At 66.7% G+C, this 19853-nt stretch carries 19 protein-coding genes; 8 read left to right on the forward strand and 11 right to left on the reverse strand.

All coding sequences use genetic code 11. From position 1 onward, the window contains the following. Positions 1 to 99 precede the first annotated feature (99 nt). The 4 genes from OM977_RS18890 (at position 100) to acs (ending at position 6493) form a co-directional block, all read left to right on the forward strand. Positions 100 to 1419, forward strand: a complete 1320-nt coding sequence (locus OM977_RS18890; protein WP_264355396.1) for an ATP-binding protein — start codon at positions 100 to 102, stop codon at positions 1417 to 1419. Positions 1420 to 1626: 207 nt separating this feature from the next. After that, positions 1627 to 2904 carry a GAF domain-containing protein gene (locus tag OM977_RS18895; protein ID WP_264357482.1) on the forward strand — a complete coding sequence of 426 codons (1278 nt, stop codon included), beginning with the start codon at positions 1627 to 1629 and terminating at the stop codon, positions 2902 to 2904. A gap of 246 nt (positions 2905 to 3150) precedes the next feature. Next, positions 3151 to 4161 (forward strand): alcohol dehydrogenase AdhP, encoded by a 1011-nt coding sequence (adhP, locus tag OM977_RS18900; RefSeq protein ID WP_264357483.1) that lies wholly within the window; start codon positions 3151 to 3153, stop codon positions 4159 to 4161. Between the two features lie 163 nt (positions 4162 to 4324). Beyond that, a complete protein-coding gene (gene acs / locus OM977_RS18905) occupies positions 4325 to 6493 on the forward strand; it encodes an acetate--CoA ligase (RefSeq protein ID WP_264355397.1) in 2169 nt (722 codons plus the stop codon). On the opposite strand, the gene OM977_RS18910 is transcribed toward acs, so the two are convergent. Together OM977_RS18910 and exaC are read right to left on the reverse strand one after the other, a co-directional pair. Then, positions 6429 to 7016: an adenylate kinase gene (locus tag OM977_RS18910; protein WP_264357484.1), complete on the reverse strand. Its 588-nt coding sequence runs from the start codon at positions 7014 to 7016 to the stop codon at positions 6429 to 6431. The two genes, acs and OM977_RS18910, sit on opposite strands and share 65 nt — an antisense overlap. Before the next feature lie 86 nt (positions 7017 to 7102). Beyond that, entirely contained in the window at positions 7103 to 8626 is a 1524-nt protein-coding gene (gene exaC, locus OM977_RS18915) for an acetaldehyde dehydrogenase ExaC (protein ID WP_264355398.1), read from the reverse strand. A 182-nt stretch (positions 8627 to 8808) separates the two neighbouring features. Here exaC and OM977_RS18920 point away from each other — a divergent pair, with 182 nt between their 5' ends. After that, entirely contained in the window at positions 8809 to 9429 is a 621-nt protein-coding gene (locus OM977_RS18920) for a transmembrane-type terpene cyclase (protein ID WP_264355399.1), read from the forward strand. Positions 9430 to 9665: 236 nt separating this feature from the next. On the opposite strand, the gene OM977_RS18925 is transcribed toward OM977_RS18920, so the two are convergent. Then, positions 9666 to 10316 carry an HD domain-containing protein gene (locus OM977_RS18925; protein ID WP_264355400.1) on the reverse strand — a complete coding sequence of 217 codons (651 nt, stop codon included), beginning with the start codon at positions 10314 to 10316 and terminating at the stop codon, positions 9666 to 9668. A 34-nt stretch (positions 10317 to 10350) separates the two neighbouring features. Continuing rightward, the gene (gluQRS, locus tag OM977_RS18930; protein ID WP_264355401.1) at positions 10351 to 11247 is read right to left on the reverse strand and encodes a tRNA glutamyl-Q(34) synthetase GluQRS; all 897 of its coding nucleotides are present in this window, start codon (positions 11245 to 11247) and stop codon (positions 10351 to 10353) included. 365 nt (positions 11248 to 11612) lie between these two features. Between gluQRS and OM977_RS18935 the strand changes: the two genes are divergently transcribed. After that, complete coding sequence (locus OM977_RS18935; protein ID WP_264357485.1) at positions 11613 to 12071, forward strand: Lrp/AsnC family transcriptional regulator; 459 nt, start codon at positions 11613 to 11615, stop codon at positions 12069 to 12071. Positions 12072 to 12092: 21 nt separating this feature from the next. Here the strand turns inward: OM977_RS18935 and OM977_RS18940 are convergent, their stop codons facing one another. Then, positions 12093 to 12548, reverse strand: coding sequence for an Lrp/AsnC family transcriptional regulator (locus OM977_RS18940; RefSeq protein ID WP_264355402.1), 456 nt, complete (start codon positions 12546 to 12548; stop codon positions 12093 to 12095). Between the two features lie 104 nt (positions 12549 to 12652). Here OM977_RS18940 and OM977_RS18945 point away from each other — a divergent pair, with 104 nt between their 5' ends. Next, positions 12653 to 13309, forward strand: a complete 657-nt coding sequence (locus tag OM977_RS18945; protein ID WP_264355403.1) for a LysE family translocator — start codon at positions 12653 to 12655, stop codon at positions 13307 to 13309. Positions 13310 to 13360: 51 nt separating this feature from the next. Here the strand turns inward: OM977_RS18945 and OM977_RS18950 are convergent, their stop codons facing one another. The 6 genes from OM977_RS18950 to OM977_RS18975 all read right to left on the reverse strand — a co-directional run bounded on the left by OM977_RS18950 (position 13361) and on the right by OM977_RS18975 (position 19164). After that, positions 13361 to 13717: a nuclear transport factor 2 family protein gene (locus OM977_RS18950; protein WP_264355404.1), complete on the reverse strand. Its 357-nt coding sequence runs from the start codon at positions 13715 to 13717 to the stop codon at positions 13361 to 13363. 92 nt (positions 13718 to 13809) lie between these two features. Beyond that, positions 13810 to 14811, reverse strand: coding sequence for a hypothetical protein (locus OM977_RS18955; RefSeq protein WP_264355405.1), 1002 nt, complete (start codon positions 14809 to 14811; stop codon positions 13810 to 13812). 61 nt (positions 14812 to 14872) lie between these two features. Continuing rightward, positions 14873 to 15373, reverse strand: coding sequence for a DUF456 domain-containing protein (locus OM977_RS18960; RefSeq protein ID WP_264355406.1), 501 nt, complete (start codon positions 15371 to 15373; stop codon positions 14873 to 14875). A 135-nt stretch (positions 15374 to 15508) separates the two neighbouring features. Then, entirely contained in the window at positions 15509 to 16717 is a 1209-nt protein-coding gene (locus OM977_RS18965; RefSeq protein ID WP_264355407.1) for an NAD(P)-dependent malic enzyme, read from the reverse strand. Between the two features lie 294 nt (positions 16718 to 17011). After that, on the reverse strand, positions 17012 to 17704 hold the full coding sequence (locus OM977_RS18970; protein WP_264355408.1) for a helix-turn-helix domain-containing protein: 693 nt from the start codon (positions 17702 to 17704) through the stop codon (positions 17012 to 17014). A gap of 149 nt (positions 17705 to 17853) precedes the next feature. Beyond that, a complete protein-coding gene (locus tag OM977_RS18975) occupies positions 17854 to 19164 on the reverse strand; it encodes an MFS transporter (protein ID WP_264355409.1) in 1311 nt (436 codons plus the stop codon). A gap of 102 nt (positions 19165 to 19266) precedes the next feature. Between OM977_RS18975 and rraA the strand changes: the two genes are divergently transcribed. Continuing rightward, positions 19267 to 19743, forward strand: a complete 477-nt coding sequence (gene rraA, locus OM977_RS18980) for a ribonuclease E activity regulator RraA (RefSeq protein ID WP_264355410.1) — start codon at positions 19267 to 19269, stop codon at positions 19741 to 19743. Positions 19744 to 19853: the final 110 nt, after the last annotated feature.

Below are 19853 nucleotides of genomic sequence, written 5' to 3' on the forward strand. Positions count from 1 at the left end.
GTAACGCAACGTCCCCGCAACCTCTCGCGCACCGGGTTCGCATATGCTCGGCGGACAGGCTCAACTTGGCTCAGCGACGAACCACCCGGGAGACACCTCATGACCAACTGGCGGATCAGGGATTTCCATTCAGCCGATCTGGACGGGATCCTGCATCTCTGGGAGTCCCTTAAGGCCACCGACGACGTCGAGCCGGTGTACGCGCTCTCCGAGGTGCTGGCCTCCTGCGAAAAGGATCACGCGGTCGTGGCGGTGCAGGGCGACCAGGTGGTGGGCGCCGCCGTCGGGCGCGCCGCGCACGATCAGGGCTGGATCGTCTTCCTGGCCACCCTGCCGGAATACCGCGGCCGCGGGATCGGAACCTCGCTGCTCGCCGCCGTCGAAAACCGGATGGCCCCGCACGGGCTGAACAAGCTCTCCGCGCTGATGCCCGAAGCCGAGACCCGGGTGGAGGCCTTCCTGGGCCGCGGCTTCGTCCTGAAGCAGAACCTGCGCTACTTCGAGCGGAAGATCCCGGTCCAGCGCCAGGAGCTCGAGCCCCTCAGCCTGCTGGGCGGCCGGATCCTCGCCCGTGACCTGTGGGAGAACGTGGCCGGCATGCGCAATGAGAAGGAACTGCTGGAGCGCCGTCTGGTCCTCCCCCTCGCCGAGGCCGATCTCGCCGACGAATACGGCGTGGTGCCGCCGCGCGCCGTCGTTCTTTTCGGCCCGCCGGGCACCGGCAAGACGACCTTTGCGAAGGCGATCGCGTCCCGGCTGGAGTGGCCGTTCGTGGAGGTCTTCCCCTCGCGGCTCGCGTCCGATCCGAAGGGGCTGGCCGGTGCGCTCCGTGAGACGTTCCTGGAGATCGCGGAGCTGGAGCACGCCGTCGTGTTCATCGACGAGGTGGAGGAGATCGCCTCCCAGCGTTCGGGCGAACCGCCGTCGCCGCTGCAGGGCGTCACCAACGAGCTGCTCAAGATCATCCCGGCGTTCCGCGAACAGCCCGGCCGCCTGCTGGTCTGCGCCACCAACTTCATCCGCGCCCTGGACTCCGCGTTCCTGCGCCACGGCCGCTTCGACTACGTCATCCCGATCGGCCTGCCGGACCGGCAGGCGCGCGAGGCCATGTGGCAGCGCTTCATCCCCGCCACCGTGGTGGACGACGTCGACGTCGAGCTGCTGGTGGACCGCACCGAGGGGTTCTCCCCCGCGGACATCGAGTACGCGGCGCGGAGCGCCTCCCAGCGGGCCCTGGAAAAGGCCGTCTACGACGACGGCGGCGTTGCCTCCGGGGGCAGTGTGGCTCTCCGGGAGGCGGTCCGGAAGGGTCCGGCCACCCAGGACTACCTCGACGCGATTGCGGATACCCGGACCACGGTCAGCGAGGAAGTCCACGAGCAGTTCCTCGAGGACATCGACGCCCTGGGCCGCGTGTAGATGGACTGCGTCAGCAGCCGGTGACGGGGCCAAGCCGCGATCACCACCCACAGCGGCGGTATTCTTGTGACTGGGGCCACTTTGGCCGCACTTCTGCTTGTCGACAAGGGAGCCACCGTGCGTAGTCCCCGGTCGCTATTTCCAAGCCCGGCGAAGGACCCGGCGCCGTCTGCTGCCAGGCGCTTCACAGCGTCGAAGCAGCCCGGCATCCGGTCCGGGCAGGGGCCGCTGCGCAGAATCATTGAAGAGTCCTGGCAGCGTTCGCTGCGACTGCAGGCTAACCCTGACATGCCGCCATCCTCGGTACTCCTCGATGGTGAGGCACTTGAGGAGTACCGCCGCGGCCATCCGCTGGCGTCAATCATGCCGGTGATCAACAAACTGCTGATCCAGCCCAGTTCCGAACAGGGGTTGCTGGTGGCGGTCGGGGATGAACTGGGCAGACTCCTGTGGGTCGACGGGGATGCTTCCCTGCGCCGGCGCGCCGAGGGCATGCTGTTCGTTGAGGGCGCGGACTGGTCCGAGGCCAGCGTGGGCACTAGCGCTCCTGGAACCGCCCTGGCACTGGGCCGCAGCATCCAGGTCTCCGGGCCCGAACATTTCAACCGGGCTGTTCACGCGTGGAGCTGCACAGCGGTGCCGTTCCGAGATCCCGACACCGGTGCCGTGATCGGCGTCCTGGATATCACCGGGACCGAGATAGCAGTCGCCCCGCATACCCTTTCCCTGGTAGAGGCTGCGGTTGCGGCCGCACAGGCGCAGCTGCGCGTGGAGCGTCTTCTGCTGGACGCCGCGAAGCGCGACCGGCTCGCCCGGCGGCGAAAACCTGCTTCCGCCGCCCGGACCGGAACGGTTCCCGGCAGCCCGGTCCGAAGCCTCTATCGGAACAGCCTGCAGCTGCTCGGCCGCGACCATGCGCTGCTCAGTGTCGAAGGAAAAACGGTATCGCTGTCCCCACGGCACAGTGAGATGCTGGCCCTCCTGAGCATCCATCCGGATGGTCTCAGTGGCGAAGAGCTGGGCAGCATGCTGTTCGGGGAAGTCTCAGCCATGACCCTCCGGGCGGAGATGGTCCGGTTGAGGAAAGTCCTGCAGCAGTTCAATCCTGCCGTCGTGCCGGAATCCCGGCCCTACAGACTCACGGTGGACGTGCTGCCGGACGCCGGACAGGTTCTCAGTTGCCTCCAGCGCGGGGCGCACAGGGTCGCCCTAGATATTTATCGCGGCCCGGTGTTGCCTCGCTCCGAGGCCCCCGGTGTGGTGACGCTGCGGAGGCGCGTCTCCACGCTCCTTCGGGAGGCGGTTCTGACGGACGGCAGCGCGGACGCCCTGCTCCAGTATGCGGAACTCCCCGAAGCGAGCGATGACATTGCCGTCCGCATGGCGGCGCTGAAGCTGCTGCCGCCCCGCTCACCCAAGAGGGCCGCGGTGGTGGCCGACCTGGAGCTCCTGGAATCCGAACTCGGAACACCCCCGCCCGGGTGACCTGACTCACAACGCTGCAACCCCGTCGCAACCCTCCCCTCCCTAGGCTTTAGACGTCGGCCATCATCCTGCTCGGCACAAATGCCAGCAATACCTGACAATCCGCGGGCCGCCCCCGTACACCCCCGGCGAGGCTTGCGACGGATCACGGGCATCACGCCCCGCTTCTGGCCCGATGTTCAATTCATGCCTGCGCATCATTTGCCGCGGCGACAAAACGACGAAGGAATATCGACAATGACGACGATGCGAGCAGCTGTAGTTACCGAATTCGGCAAGGATCTTCAGATCCAGGACCTTCCTGTCCCTACCCCGGGACGCGGAGAGGCGCTGGTCAAGGTCCTCACCACCGGCGTATGCCACACCGACCTGCACGCCGCGGAGGGGGACTGGCCGGTCAAGCCGTCACCGCCGTTCATTCCCGGCCACGAAGGCGTCGGCGAGGTCGTCGCCCTCGGTGAGGGCGTAACCGATCTGGCCGTCGGCGATTTGGTCGGCAACGCCTGGCTCTGGTCAGCCTGCGGCGACTGCCAGTACTGCCGCACCGGCTGGGAAACCCTGTGCGAGGCCCAGCAGAACGCCGGCTACAGCGTCGACGGTTCCTTCGGCGAATACATGCTGGTCGACAGCCGCTTTGCCGCCCGCATTCCGGCCGGATCTGACCCGGTGGAAGTCGCACCTGTGCTCTGCGCTGGCGTGACGGTTTACAAGGGCCTGAAGATGACCGAGGCCAAGCCGGGCCAGTGGGTCACCATCTCCGGGATCGGCGGACTCGGGCACATCGCTGTCCAGTACGCCGTCGCCATGGGGCTGCGGGTCGCGGCAGTGGACATCGCCGACGACAAGCTCGCCTTGGCCAAGAAGCACGGTGCGGAGTTGGCGGTCAACGCCCTGCACGAAGACCCCGCCGAAGTTATCCAGCGCGAAACCGGAGGATGCCATGGAGTCCTGGTCACGGCAGTGCACCCGTCTGCGTTCGGTCAGGCCATCGGGATGGCCCGGCGCGGCGGAACGATTGTATTCAATGGGCTGCCGCCGGGGGACTTCCCGGCGCCGATTTTCGAGATTGTGCTCAAGGGCCTGACGGTCCGCGGCTCCATCGTCGGAACCCGGCAGGACCTGGAGGAAGCACTCAACTTCTACGCCCAGGGAAAGATCCACCCCACGGTGTCCACGAGGGAGCTCTCCGAGGTCAACGCCGTCCTCGACGAGATGAAGCACGCCAAGATCGACGGCCGCGTGGTCATCAAGTACTGATCAATCCCGACTGCCTGCGGCGGCGTATCCCTAGTGCGCTTAGGGATACGCCGCCGCTGCTGGGATCCTGTCCGGTCCAGGGCAGCGCCCTGAGCGGCACCCCGGCTGCCGGCGCACGCACGCATTTTTTCACCGCAGAATATGTAAAGAACAGGGGTTACCCATGTCCAACGCCCTAACCGCGTCATCATCCAGCCCCATCCAGGCAGGCAACGCGTTCGAAAACTTGTCGCACGAGAACCGCAAGTTTGCGCCCTCGGCCGAGTTCGCCGGCAATGCCGTGGTCACCGAAGCCGACTACGCGGACGCAAACGCGGACCGTCCCGCATTCTGGGCGAAGCAGGCCCGCGACCTCCTGAGCTGGAACAAAGACTTCACCCGGACGCTGGACTGGTCCACGCCTCCCTTCGCCAAATGGTTCATCGGCGGAGAGGTCAACGCCGCCTACAACGCCCTGGACCGCCACGTCGAAGCCGGCCACGGAGACAGGGTCGCAATCTATTTCGAGGGCGAGCCCGGTGATACCCGGACTTACACCTACGCGCAGCTCACAGAAGAGGTGAAGAAGGCCGCGAACGGGTTCGAATCCCTGGGCGTGGCCAAAGGTGACCGTGTCGCCGTGTACCTGCCTATGATTCCCGAGGCCGTGATCACGCTGCTGGCCTGCGCCCGGATCGGCGCCATCCACTCCGTGGTCTTCGGCGGTTTCTCCGCCGACGCCCTGCGCTCCCGAATCGACGACGCCGAGGCCAAGCTCGTGGTCACCGCGGACGGCACCTACCGCCGGGGCAAGCCCAGCGCCCTAAAGCCGGCCGTCGATGAGGCCCTGGCCCACAACGGCCATACCGTCCAGAACGTCGTCGTCGTCAAGCGCAACGGCCAGGACGTGGACTGGCACGAGGGCCGCGACCACTGGTGGGCGGACACCGTGGGGATGGCCTCCCCGGAGCACACCGCTGTGGGGCACGACTCCGAGCACCCGCTCTTCATCCTCTACACCTCCGGCACCACGGGCAAGCCCAAGGGCATCCTGCACACCACCGGCGGCTACCTCACCCAGACCGCCTACACGCACAAGGCGGTCTTCGACCTGCACCCGGAGACAGACGTCTACTGGTGCACCGCCGACGTCGGCTGGGTCACCGGGCACTCCTACGTCGCCTACGCCCCGCTCCTCAACGGCGCCACCCAGGTCATGTACGAGGGCACCCCGGACTCCCCGCACCAGGGCCGCTGGTGGGAAATCGTGGAGAAGTACAAGGTCTCCATCCTCTACACCGCCCCGACGGCCATCCGCACCTTCATGAAGTGGGGCAAGGAGATCCCGGCCCGGTATGACCTCTCCTCGATCCGCGTCCTCGGATCGGTCGGCGAACCCATCAACCCGGAAGCCTGGATGTGGTACCGCGAGGTCATCGGCGCCAACGCGGGCAAGAACGGCGAACGGAAAGACACCCCCGCGCCGATCGTGGACACCTGGTGGCAGACCGAAACCGGGGCGCAGATGATCGCCCCGCTGCCGGGCGTGACGGCCACCAAGCCCGGCTCCGCCCAGGTACCGCTCCCCGGCATCGCCGTGGACGTCGTGGATGAGCTCGGCGAGTCCGTTCCCAACGGCCACGGCGGATTCCTGGTGATCCGCGAACCGTGGCCGGCCATGCTGCGCGGCATCTGGGGCGACCCGGAACGGTTCAAGGACACCTACTGGTCCCGCTTCGAGACGATGTACTTCGCCGGCGACGGCGCGAAGAAGGACGAGGACGGCGACATCTGGCTGCTGGGCCGGGTGGATGACGTGATGAACATTTCCGGCCACCGGCTCTCCACCACCGAAATTGAATCCGCCCTCGTCAGCCACCCCGCGGTAGCCGAGGCCGCCGTCGTCGGGGCAGCGGATGAGACCACCGGCCAGGCTGTCGTCGCCTTCGTGATCCTTCGCGGGGATGCGGTGGACTCCGGCGACAAAATCGTCCAGGAACTCCGCAACCACGTCGGCAAGGAAATCGGTCCGATCGCCAAGCCCAAGACCATCCTCGTGGTGCCCGAACTGCCCAAGACCCGCTCCGGCAAGATCATGCGCCGCCTGCTCAAGGACGTCGCCGAAGGCCGCGAAGTCGGCGACGCGACCACCCTCGCCGACAACACCGTCATGGCCCAGATCGCCCAATCACTTAAAAAAATAGGCCACCAACCCGAACGACGGCACCGCCCAAACCAGTGGGCGGTGCCGTCGTCATATCCGGCCGTTGCTGGCGGCCGGGGCCGCACTACCCTCCGCTGGCCGCGGAAGCAGTGGCGGCCTGTTCCAGGCTGCGCATCACTCTGTCCGTGACGTCATCGATCCTGCCCAGCCCGTCAACCCGGGTCAGTATGCCGCGCTCGGCATACTTCGCCACCACAGCTTCCGTCTGGCCGTGGTACAGGTCCAGCCGGTGGCGGACCACGGCCTCGTTGTCGTCGCTCCGCCCGGTTTCCGTGGCGCGGTGCAGGAGTCGGGAGACCAGTTCCTCGTCGTCGGCAGTCAGCTGCAGGACGACGTCAAGGACCTCGTTTCCGGACGCGAGGATGTCGTCCAGCTCGTCAACCTGGCACGTGGTGCGCGGGTAGCCGTCCAGCAGGAAGCCCGACGTGGCGTCTTCCTGCAGCAGCCTGTCCCGCACCATCTTGTTGGTCAGGCTGTCCGGGACGAAGTCGCCGTTGTCGATGTACTTCTTTGCTTCCAGCCCCAGTGGTGTTCCGCCTTTGACGTTGGCTCGGAAGATGTCGCCGGTGGAGATCGCAACGACGCCGAGGCGCTCGGAAATCCGTTCCGCCTGGGTGCCTTTGCCGGATCCGGGCGGGCCAATAATCAGCATTTTCGTCATTTGTGAGTCCTTCATGCTGCCGTTGTTGAAATGGTGTGTAAAGGGCCCGCTGCCTGGCAGCGGGCCCTTGATCGGCTTTAGAAGAAGCCGAGCTTGTTTTCTGAGTGGCTGACCAGGAGGTTCTTGGTCTGCTGGTAGTGGTCCAGCATCATCGAGTGGTTCTCGCGGCCGATGCCGGAGGATTTGTACCCGCCGAACGCGGCCCCTGCCGGGTAGGCGTGGTAGTTGTTGACCCACACCCGGCCGGCCTGGATTTCCCGCCCGGCGCGGTAGGCGACGTTGCCGTTGCGGGACCAGACGCCGGCACCCAGGCCGTACAGGGTGTCGTTGGCGATGCCCATGGCGTCGTTGTAGTCGCTGAAGCGGGTCACGGAAACAACAGGGCCGAAGATCTCCTCCTGGAAGATCCGCATCTTGTTGTTGCCCTCGAAGATCGTCGGCTGGACGTAGAAGCCACCGGCCAGATCGCCGTCGAGCTCCGTCTGGTTCCCGCCGGCCAGGATCTTGGCGCCCTCCTGCTTTCCGATGTCGATGTAGGAGAGGATCTTCTCCATCTGGCCCACGGACGCCTGTGCCCCGATCTGCGTGGTGGTGTCCAGCGGGTTGCCCTGGATGATCTGCTGCGTCCGGGCCACGGCGTCGGCCATGAAGGAGTCGTAGATGCCGTCCTGGACCAGGGCACGTGACGGGCTGCTGCAGACTTCGCCCTGGTTAAAGGCATACAGGGTGAAGCCCTCCAATGCCTTGTCGTAGAAGGCATCGTTGGAGTCCGCAACATCATTGAAGAAGATGTTGGGGCTCTTGCCGCCTAGCTCCAGCGTGACCGGGATCAGGTTGGCGCTGGCGTACTGGCTGATCAGCCGGCCCGTGGAGGTTTCTCCGGTGAACGCGATCTTCCGGATACGCGGGCTGGAGGCAAGCGGCTTGCCGACCTCCGAGCCGAAGCCGTTGACGATGTTCAGCAGGCCGGCGGGCAGCAGGTCCGCGATGAGCTCGGCCAGCACCATGATGGAGGCCGGGGTGTTGGACGCGGGCTTGAGGACGACGGCGTTGCCGGCGGCCAGGGCCGGAGCCATTTTCCAGACCGCCATGAGAATGGGGAAGTTCCAGGGGATGATCTGCCCTACGACGCCGAGCGGCTCGTGGAAGTGGTAAGCGGTGGTGTCGTCGTCGAGCTGGGACAACCGGCCCTCCTGAGCCCGGATGGCGGAGGCGAAGTAGCGGAAGTGATCCGCCGCGAGCGGGATGTCCGCGTTGAGGGTTTCGCGGATCGGCTTGCCGTTGTCCCAGGATTCGGCGACGGCCAGCATCTCGAGGTTCGCATCGATGCGGTCGGCGATCTTGTTCAGGACGGCGGCGCGCTCGGTGGCCGAGGCCTTGCCCCAGGACGGTGCGGCTTTATGAGCGGCATCCAGCGCCAGCTCAACGTCAGCCGCTGCGCCCCGGGCCACCTCGGTGAACTGCTTGCCGGTCACCGGGGAGACGTTTTCGATGTACTGGCCGGTGGTAGGAGCCACCCAATCGCCGCCAATCCAGTTTTCGTAGCGGTCCTTGAACTGGACCTTGGATCCTTCTTGGCCGGGCTGGACATAAACAGTCATGGTTACTCCTCATGGAAAACAGACGTCTTCGTCCTGGCCGCAAGCCTAGAACTTCATAGGTTGCGGGCACGCTGCAACGCGGCTGTCAGCTGCTCCCTGGCGCTGGCTGAGCGGCAAGTGCCAGCCATCGCTATGCTCGCTGTGTCAGCACGTGTTGGCGCCTGGTGTGTGGGGAGGGGACCGTGACCCTTATTCTAGCGATCGTGAGCGGCCTGGCCTGGACTGTGGTCTACATCGATGCCATCCGGGTCGGCTTCAGGGACAGGACCTACGCGATTCCGGCCGCGGCGCTCGGCCTCAACTTCACCTGGGAGGCCATCTACGCCGCCCGCTCCAGCGCGACCGGAATTACCGTCCAGGGGGTCTTCAACATCGCGTGGGGACTGGCCGACGTCGTGATCGTGTACACCTTCCTGAAGTTCGGCCGCTCCGAGCTGCCGGGCTGGGTGACGCGGCGGCTGTTCATCGGATGGGCGGTCGTTCTGGGCGTCACGTCCTTCGCCGTGCAGCTGCTGTTCGTCGCCGAGTTCGGCTGGGACGACGCGTCGCGCTATGCGGCCTTCCTACAGAACCTGTTGATGTCCGGGCTGTTCATCGCGATGTTCGTTGCCCGCGGCGGGCCCCGGGGCCAGACCCTGCTGATCGCCGTGGCGAAATGGATCGGCACCCTCGCGCCGACCATCGCCTTCGGCTGGTACGGCAGCTCCCGGCTGATCCTGGGCGTGGGGATTCTCTGCAGCGTCCTGGATCTGGCCTATATCGGGCTGCTGTGGCGGTCCCTGCGGATGAGCCCTAGAAGGTGACGACGATCTTGCCCTTGGCGCGGCCCGTTCGAGCGCAGCGAAGGCCTCGGCCATCTCAGCGAACGGATAAGTGCTGTCGATGACCGGCTGCACGTGGCCGCTTGTAGTCCACGGCGTTCAACGTGCCGCGGCGACCTTGATCCGGACATCGCCCGGGCCGGGTTGGGGTGCCTGAAAGTCCCGGATCTCCAGGGCGTCAGGTCCGCCGTAGCGCGTGAGGACGTAGGCAAGCATTCCTAGTCCCGGGCGGACCCGGTTTCCGCGGCAGGATCGTCGCCGGACACAACGGCCCTCACCTCTTCCGGGGCGTCGTAGGAGAGGTTCTCGTAGTCGGTGTCGTCCGCCTCGTCGAGCATGTCATCCAGTTCCGCGAGCAGAAATGGGTTGATGCGGGCCAGGATCTTCCGGGTTTCCTCCACGGGGACGGCGGCGTACAGCACCGGCCGGGCCTCATCGTAGCGGGTGACCGGCGGCTTGTCCGGCCACTTTTCAGCCAGCGCCCTGACCCGCTCGGGTAGGGAATTGTGGGCGTTGTCCGCGATTTTCACCAAGGTGGCGTCGTGGTCTTCGGCTATGTACCGGATGCCGGCCTGGTAGTCATCCGGGTTCTCGTGCAGGCGCTTCGTGACGCGCTCAACAATGTCTGCGGCCCGCTCCGAGACGCCCATGTCCAGCAGCGCCTGACGCGTCATTGGGGTGTCCTCCGCAATGTCATGCAGGTATCCGGCGATCCGGATGTCGTCGTCGAAATCCGCCAGCGCGTCCCCGACGGCCAAAACGTGCTCCCGATACGGACGCTTGAGCTTGTCCTTCTGGCGGTTATGTGCGACTTCGGCAAGAACTTTGGCCGTCTCAACGGTAAATCGGGGAACCACGGATTCTGACATGGTTCAAGCCTACGCGCCGCGGAGCAGGGCAAGACTACGCGCCGCGTGGCCTCACTCCCGGCCACACCCAGGGCTCCCGGGGCAGCGTCGCGGGATCGAAGGCGGCGAGCACCTGTTCGAGCGGTCCGGCCGGCAGCCCCAGGGAATTAAGCAGCATGTTCCGGACCTGGTCCGCTGTAAGGCCGAGCAGGGCCAGGTCAGCCAGGGTGACGGCGCCGTCGCGCTTGGCGAGCCGGGCGCCGTCGGCGTTCACCACGAGGGGCACATGGGCATATTCGGGTGAGGGCATATTCAACAGGGAGGCGAGGTATGCCTGACGGGGTGTGGACGGAAGGAGATCATCGCCCCGCACCACCTGGTCGATGCCCTGGCCGGCGTCGTCCACCACTACGGCCAGGTTGTAGGCGGTCACGCCGTCGTTGCGCCGAAGCACGAAATCATCCACCACTCCGGTATAACTACCGTGCAGCACATCCTGGACCGTCGCTTCCGTGACGGCGGAACGCAGCCGGACCGCCGCCGGCCGGACGGCCCGTTTCTGCTCGCGCTCGGCCCCTGTCAGATTCCGGCACGTTCCCGGGTAGGCACCCTGCGGGGCATGCGGCGCAGACGGGGCCTCCTGGATCTCCCGCCGCGTGCAGAAGCATTCATAGGTGAGTCCCTCCCTGCTGAGCCGGGCGATTGCGGCCGAGTAGCGGGGACCGCGCTCGGTCTGGCGGACGACTCCGCCGTCCCAGCTCACGCCGATGGCGGCCAGATCGCGGAGCTGTCCGGCCTCGGCGCCTGCCCGTGCCCGGTCCAGGTCCTCCACCCGCATCAGGAAGCGCCTGCCGGTAGAGCGGGCGAACAGCCAGGCCAGGATGGCGGTCCGGAGATTGCCCACATGCAGTTCGCCGGAGGGGCTGGGGGCGAAGCGGCCGGCAGACGTCATGGGACCAGCCTATGCGGAGCAACACAAGAGCCCCTCAGCTACCGAAGACTTCGGAGAATCCGACGTCGGTGGCTCAGGGGCTCTTGCCGTGCCGGGCCCGGGGCGTTGCTCCGGGCCATGGCACTGCGGATGCGGAGAGACGATGCGTGAACAAGTGTCAATCAGCGGCGGGTTCCTTGCGGGAAGCCTGGTCGGGGGTCCGGGTGGTGTACCGGTGTGCCCGTAGCCTTTCGGGATCCGGCGGTGGCCTTGTCCCTTGTGTTGTCACTACTTCACCAGAAGCCCTACAGTTGGTGCAACAAGCGCCGCCGGAAGTAGTCAATCTGATCAATCCGTGGGCAGGCGGCCACCAGGGAGTGATCATTTTGCAGGAGCTCGACGCCACGGACCGCCGGATTCTGGCCGCCCTCGATGATGATCCGCGGGTGCCGATCATGGTGCTGGCCCAGAAACTGGGGTTGGCGCGCGGAACGGTCCAATCCCGCCTGGAACGGATGACGGCGTCGGGGGCCCTCCGGCCGAACAGCAGCCGAGTCCTACCGTCCGCCTTGGGTAGGGGTGTCGCGGCTTCGGTGAGCGCCGAGCTGGACCAGAGCCACCTGAACGAGGCGATCGCCGCGCTGCGGAACATCCCGGAGGTGCTGGAGTGCCACGCCCCGGCCGGTGACACGGACTTGCTGATCCGGGTGGTGGCACGGAGCCCGGACGACCTGTACCGGGTGTCCGAAGAGATCCGGCTCTGCCCCGGGATCCTAAGGACGTCCACGAGCATGTTCCTGCGCGAAGTCATCCCCTACCGGACCACGGGCCTCCTGGGCGGCTGATCCGGCCGCGGGGCGTCCGGCTTAAACCGGGGGGCCGGTATTGGTCTTGAGGTTCTTCATCACCAGCGTGGAGGTCAACCGTTCGACGCCGGGCAGCGACGTCAGTTCAGCGTCGTAGAAGCGCTGGTAGGCGGGCAGGTCCTCGGCGATCACCTTCAGCAGGTAGTCGGGCGAGCCGAACAGCCTCTGCGCCTCCACAATGGTGGGATTGGCCGCCACGCGGTTTTCGAAAATCTCCATCGTGGCGCGGTCAACCTGCCGCAGCGTCACGAACACGATCGCCTCGAAGCCCAGCCCGAGGGCGGCCGGGTCGATGTCCGCCCGGTAGCCTCGGATCACTCCTGATGCCTCCAGGTCACGGAGCCTTCGGTGGCATGGCGCAACAGTCAAACCCACTTCTCCGGCGAGCGCAGTGGCAGTCATGCGTCCGTCCTCTTTGAGGTGACGCAAAATATTCCTGTCAATGTGGTCAATCACGCAAGTATTTTACCAAGAGGACGGGTTTTTCGGCGAAAAGAGCGAACACTTCTGGGGCGAATTTGCTTAGAGTTTCTCCTGTAACCACGTCCAAGGAGCTCTGCATGAATCCCCAGCTTTTCCTCGCCTTTCTGGTCGTCGCCGGAGCCCTTGCCTGCACCCCCGGGGTGGACTGGGCGTATTCGATCACGGCGGGGCTGAGGCAGCGCAGCTTTGTTCCCGCCATCGCGGGGCTCTGCGGCGGCTATGTGCTGCATACGGTCCTCCTCGTGGCGGGACTTGCCGCCCTGCTCACCGGGATCCCGGGGGTGCTGGGCTGGCTGACCGTGGCCGGCGCCGCGTACCTGCTCTGGCTTGGTGGCACCACCATCCGGTCCTGGCGCGGGGCGAGCTTCGGCGGCAGTCCGGCCGATGCGCCGGCGGCGGCGAACCAGTTCCGGACCTTCGTCCAGGGCATGGGCACCAGCGGCATCAACCCGAAGGGCCTGCTGTTCTACGTGGCTCTCGTCCCGCAGTTCGTCAGCCCCGAGGCGTCCCTGCCGGTGCCGGTGCAGTCCGGGCTGCTGGGCCTGACGTTCGTGCTGTTGGTGGCCGTGGTCTACAGCTGCGTGGCACTGCTGGCACGGAAGCTCCTGCATTCCCGGCCGGCGGCGGCCCGGCGCGTGACACTCGCCAGCGGAATCATCATGGTGGTATTGGGCCTCGTGCTGCTCGCCGAGCAGCTCGGACCGGTGCTGGGCCCCGTCCTGCTGCGCGGCTGAACTGCTGCGCTAAGCTACCGCGCGGCTGAGCGGCCCCGTGTCGGGCGGGGCTCACTTGCGCGGCATGTACCACTCGGTGAAGGACGAGGCCCGGCCGTCCGCGGTGAGCTGGATGACCCAGAGGTTGTCATAGCTGCGGTGGTCGCTTTGGTAGGTGGTGAGGCCCTGCACGAACGCCCGGCCGCCGTCGACGCCCAACAGTTTCCATTCGAACAACCAGTCACCGGGTTCGTCCCGCGCGGCAAGCCAGCCCTCAACGATCCGCTCCCGCCCGCGCCACGGCTCCGCCTCGTGCGGGCTTGTGAAGTAGACGGCATCCTCTGTGAACAACGCGCGGATGTCGTCCGGCTCATTCGAGCTCCAGGCCGTGATGTAGTGCTGTATCCAGCGGGCGGCGGCATCTCTCATGCCTCGTTTGTACTCCCTGATGCCGGGGCCCGCAAGGGCGGGGCTACCGGGACATGCCGTCTGAGCTGGGACGGAAGCACAGTGGCGCCGGGTCAGCCGCCGTCGCCGTCGGCCGCCCGGCCGTACTCGCGGTCCCAGAGTTCATGCATCTCGGCATCCTTCCGGATCGCCCTTACGGCCTCCAGCTGGGCGGGCTTCCGGCGTTGCCACTCCCTCGGGCTCAGCGATTTCCGGCCGTTGTCCAGCAGCAGCAGGGCCCGGTCGGTCAGGGCATCGCTGCGCAGCGTGAAGTCCGTCTTCCGCCGGCGCAGTACCTCCTGCAGCGCCTCCCGTGCCGCACCGTAATCGCCGAGCCTCCGCAGCGAGCGGGCCCGGACCAGCAGCAGGGCCGCCGAGAGGTCGTCGCCGTTGAGCAGGCCGTCGGTGTCTGCGGCCACCTCCGCGTCCCGCCCCAGACCCGCCTCGAGGGAGCATCGGGCCAAGGCCATCGGCAGCGATGGCGGCAGTCCTGCAAGGGCGGCCAGCGCGGCCTCAGTCTGGCCGGTCTCCCGGAGCGAGTGGGACAGTGCGAGGAATACGGCTTCCTCGCTGAACAGCACCGGCACCTCGATCCGCTCGGCAACCGCAACCCGGGTGAGCACCCCGGCGAGGTACTCGGAGGCAAAGACGTTCGCGGCGTCGTCGTTCCGGACGGAAAGGCCGCGCTGGAGCAGTTCGGAGGCGCGCAGGTACCCGCCGTGCGAATACGCCAGCAGCCCGGCCATCAGATAGCAGAGTCCGGCCCAGCCCGGGAACTCCCGGGCCAGTCCGATCAGCCGGTCCGGGTCAGTGCTACCGAAAACAGCGGGATGGACGGCCTTCGATGCCTTCCCGGCCGGCCTGCCGGTGACTTTGCCAAGCCGCGGAACCCCGCCCTCCACGGGCAGCGTGCCTCGGGCCCTCCCGGCCAGGACGTCCGAGACCAGGCCACCCACGCCACCGGCCAGACCGCGCACCGGCGTGCGGATCAGCGCCTTGCGGAACGGCGTCAGGTCGCGGGCGTCGTGGAACAGGGGAGGCTGCTGGGGGGCGGATTCTCCGGGTCCGGGACTCATGCACCCATGCTAGTAGGCTCCGGGAATTCCGGGGCCCGGTGGAGTCTGAGGTCCGCTTCGCCTAGGCTGACGCGGCCACCCAGAGGCCGATTACCCAAGTGCTCGCGGCGAGGCAGGCCAGGCCAAACTCGACAATCATTCCGAGGCCGGTGGCCTTCAGGGCCGCCCAGCTGGAGGCGACGGCGGTACCGAAAACGCGCGTGCGGTGCAGTTCGCTGAACAGAAGCCCGGCGGCGAAGCCCACGAACAGCCCCACCACGGGGATGATGAACATCCCCACCACGCCCAGGACCAGACCGGCCACGACCGAACGGCTGGGAATGCTGTGCTGTTTGAGCTTCCGGCCGGTCAGGACGGCGCTGGCCGCCATTCCGGCCAGGACGAACACGATGCCGACGCCGAACACCACCCATCCCGTGGTTCCGGCGCCGCCCCAGATCGCCCAGGCCAGCAGGCTGAGGCCGATCAGGAAGCCGCCGGGAAGCACGGGAATAATGGTGCCGGCAACGCCCACGAGGATGGCCAGCCCGCAGAGGATCGTCACGACAGTCTCGGGGTTCATCGCCCCAGTCTATGGCGGTCTGAGGCGGGCGGGGCTGCCGCCGCAGGCTCGAACGAGGACGGCGACGCCGCCCCCGCGGAACAGGGGAAGCGTCGCCGTCGTCGTCCGGTTTCCGGAGGCCTTGTGCTGCGGGGGTTACTCTGCCTCGACGGCAGCGGCAACGGCGGCCGAGACGGCCGGGGCCACGCGCGGATCCAGCGGGCTCGGCACGATGTAGTCCGCGGAGAGTCCATCCTCGGCGAGGGCGGCGATGGCGCGGGCCGCGGCCAACTTCATCGCCGGGGTGATCCGGCGGGCGCCGGCATCGAGTGCTCCCCGGAAGATTCCGGGGAACGCCAGGACATTGTTGATCTGGTTCGGGAAGTCGCTACGGCCGGTGGCAACGACCGCCGCGTACCTGCTCGCAACTTCCGGCAGGACTTCGGGATCCGGGTTGGACAGGGCGAAGACGATGGAGCTGTGGTTCATGAGTTTCAGGTGCTCTTCGGCGAGCTTCGAGGAGGAGACGCCGATGAAGACATCCGCCCCCAGCAGCGCCTCAGCCGGGCCGCCGTCGACGCCGCGGGGATTGCTGCGCCCGGCGAGCTGGGCCTTCTTGCTGCCCGGATCCGCGGCGATGTCGGCCCGGACCTTGTTGATCACGCCGCGCGAGTCCAGCAGGACGACGTCGTCCACGCCGGCGGTGAGCAGGATCTCGGCGACCGCGATTCCGGCCGCCCCGGCACCGGAAATAACCACGCGGAGGCTTTCCAGCTCCCGTCCGGTCACCTTTGCGGCGCCGGTCAGGGCTGCGAGCACCACGACGGCGGTGCCGTGCTGGTCATCGTGCATGACCGGGCAGTCGAGGGCCTCGATGAGCTTTTCCTCCAGCTCGAAGCAGCGCGGCGCCGAGACGTCCTCGAGGTTTACGGCCCCGAAGCTCGGGCGCAGCCGGACCAGCGTCTCTACGATCTCGTCCACGTTGGTGGTGTTGAGCACCAGCGGGATGGAGTCCAGTTCGCCGAAGGCCTTGAACAGGGCGGACTTGCCTTCCATCACGGGAAGTGACGCGCTGGCACCGATGTCTCCGAGGCCCAGGACGGCCGTGCCGTCACTGACCACGACGACGAGCCGCTGGGCCCAGGTGAGGGTCTTGGCCAGCTCCGGGTCGGCCGCAATGGCGCGGCTGACCTGCGCGACGCCCGGCGTGTAGGCAATCGATAGGTCGCGCTTGCTGGACAGCGGGACGGTGCTGGAAATCGAGAGCTTGCCACCCTGGTGGGACGCGAAGATCTCCTCGTCGCTGAGCGGAGCTACCGGCTCAGCGGGGGAAGTCGAATCGGGAATGATCGTTTCAATGGACACGTCGTTGTCTCCTGGGGCTCACCGTGGGCGCACGGCTCAGGGAAGCTCAAGCATAAGAATGCTCAAGTTGGGCTGGGAGGGTCGGGCTGCGGCCCAGGGATGGCGGGCCGGCAGTGAAGCTCTCCGTGAAGTGCTGGCGGCGGGGCCGCTCCGGTTCTGCCATGGTAAAACAAGCAGCCGCCCACGCTGGTCTCAATAACCAGACGTAGGCTCGTGGTGAAACGTTTCTTCGCACATTCAAGTGAGCTAGCTCACCGAAAAGGGGAACGATTTCCCCCTGCTGGTCTAGACCGGTTACGCGCCTCCGCGCGGGCCTGAGAGGAGGGCGCACGCTTGTTTCAGGTCTTCCTCCGCCTCGAACAAGGAGAGGCGGCGGGAACGGACGGACTGCACCAGTCCGGTGACGGTCAGCAGCAGCACCCGGGAGGTGCCGGCGCTGCCGCTGACGGCCGTGACAGCCTGTTCCGCCAGTGAGTCGATCTCGCGCAGCAGCCGGGTGGTGTCCGAGCCCTTCACGTAGACAGCTTTGCTGAGACACTGCTCAACGGCCGGCTGCATGAGGCGCATGTGGAAGATCTCCATCGCCACCGCGACCAGGGCGTGCGTCCGGGCCGGACCGATTGGTCCGGCGGCAGCCGGGTGGTCCGCGGGCCGCGGGCCGGCCGGGGAGTCCCCGGCGGGAATACGCGCACGGGTGCCAGCCCGGGTCCGCGCCGACGCGGCTGCGCGCGCCTCCTCCGGGGCGTGTAACTCTGCCAGCTGCTTGCGGTACAGCGCGAGGACCAGCTGGGTGGGCGAGGGAAAGTACCGGTAGAGGGTCCCCAGTGGAACATCGGCCTGGGCCGCAACTTCGGAGAGGATCACGGAGTCCAGGCCCTTGCGGGCGTATCCGGCGGCCACGTCGAGGATCCGGGTGTATCGCAGCCGCTGCCTGGGCAGGGTGGGGGGAGGCGCCATCGGTGGAAGATCTGAGTGGTTTTCAGGCATCAGCAACGTTCCGGGGGTCGGTATTCTCGGCAGCCGGGGGGTTCCTCCGCAGCGCTGCCGCGGCAATTCCCGACCACTATACGGTACCGCCGCAGGCCCCCGGCGCATCAGCGCGGGACCCGGCGGAGCACAGCTAGGGGATCGCGCGCTCAGTCAACGCCCTTGATTTTGACGACGAAAACTGCGCCCAGAAGTCCGATCACGGCAGCCGCCACGTAGAGCGAAACATAGCCGCCCCACAGAGCAACGAATGGAAACGCGATCAGCGGTGCGAGCACCTGAGGCAGCGAGTTCGCGATGTTGAGCACACCGAGGTCCTTGCCGCGGCTCAGCGCCCTGGGCAACACCTCGGTTATCAACGCGAAGTCCACTGCAAGGTAGCAGCCGAAGCCGATCCCGAGTACGGAGGCGCCGATCAGGGCACCGGTCCAGGTCGGGGCGACGGCCAGGATGAGCGAGGCCGCGGCGATGATGCCCGAAGAGATAATGACCAGCGGCTTCCGTTTGCCCATCCGGTCGCTCAGCCGCCCGCCGACCACGCTGGTAATGATGACCATGAGCGCGTACAACCCGGTAAGGACCAGCACGCCGAACTCCGGTTCGATGCCCTGGGTCTCCTTCACATGGACGGCGTCCTTGAGGAAGAACAGCAGGTAGAGCGTGACCATATGGTTGCCGATGTTGACCAGCAAGCGCGTCAGCCATGCCCAGGCAAAGTCCGGGTACAGCACCGGGGAGACCCAGAAGCTTTTAGCGAAGCCGGCCAGGCTGAACGCCGGACGGACCTCCGAGGGCAGCGGGACGTCGTCGTTCTTGAAGAAATAGAGCACGACGCCGGCGAGCAGCGCCGCCGCGCAGATGAAGTACCCGGCGGCAAAGTTTCCCGTGACGGCGGCAGCGATCACGGCACCGATCAGGATCCCGACGGTCTGGCCCATGGCGGCCAGCCCGCCCACCGTGCCGCGCTGCCGGACCGGCACCCGGTCCGGGATTGCGGCGGTAATGGCGGCATAGGCGCCGTTGCAACCGACCTGGACAAAGCACCACAGCAGCGTCATGACAGCGACGTTGGGCGCCCCGGCAAGCGCGATCAAGGCTGCGGCGCCGAGCACCGCCCCAAAGACCACCCACGGCACGCGGCGGCCCAACCGGGACGTGGTGCGGTCGCTGAAGGCTCCGAACAAGGGATTGGCCACGAGCGATACGGCGGCGCCCGCGCCGGTCACGAGTGCAAGGATGGCTTCCTTGTCTTCTTCACTGAACGCGGCCGCCTGCTGTGCGAGCAGAACCTGGAGCGGGCCGAAGAACGCCGCATTGATGCCGAGGTTTACAAGAACCACGCCCGCGGTCCAGACCGGGCGGACGCGCCGCTCCGGCTCCGCGAGGGACACTGCCATCGCCCCGCCAGGAGCTGCGACGGCAGGATCCGGAGCCGCTCCCGGCGTTTCGGACAGGCTCATGGTTGTTCTCCCGGGACTGGTGGCTCAGGCTGATGGACGGTCTGGGGCCAGACTATCGTGGGGACCACGATCCGCATCCTATTTCTCGTCAAAGGAGCACCAATGACCGCAACGACCGTCAACACCGCCGACCTCTACGACGAACGGGGCGAGGAGCTCGATTCCCTTGCACTGCAGTTCCAGTCGATCGGCGGCCAGTCGCACTTCAGCGGACCGGTCCGGACGGTCCGCTGCTTCGAGGACAATGCACTCGTCAAGTCGACCCTGTCGACACCGGGCGACGGCGCCGTCCTGGTGGTTGACGGCAGCGGCTCGCTCCGGACCGCCCTAATGGGGGACCTGATCGCGGCGAGCGCCGTCAGCAACGGGTGGGCCGGCGTCGTCGTCAATGGCGCCATCCGTGACCGTACCGCCATCGCTGAGCTTCCGCTGGGGGTTAAGGCACTGGGCAGCAACCCGCGCAAGAGTGCGAAGGCAGGTGCTGGGGAGGTCGACGTGGAGTTGGTGATCGACGGCGTCACCATCCGGCCCGGGGCCATGATCTGGTGCGACCCTGATGGGATCCTCGTCCAGCGCTGAAAGGAAGCTGGAACCGGGCGGCACCGGCTCGAGGGGTGGCTAGGGGAATAACCCAGCACGTAAGATAGTTACTGAAAGCAACTTTCGTGCTTGATCCCTAAACTTTCCCC

Origin of the sequence: Pseudarthrobacter sp. MM222 (assembly GCF_947090775.1) — a bacterium.
In the GTDB taxonomy this organism is placed as follows: domain Bacteria; phylum Actinomycetota; class Actinomycetes; order Actinomycetales; family Micrococcaceae; genus Arthrobacter.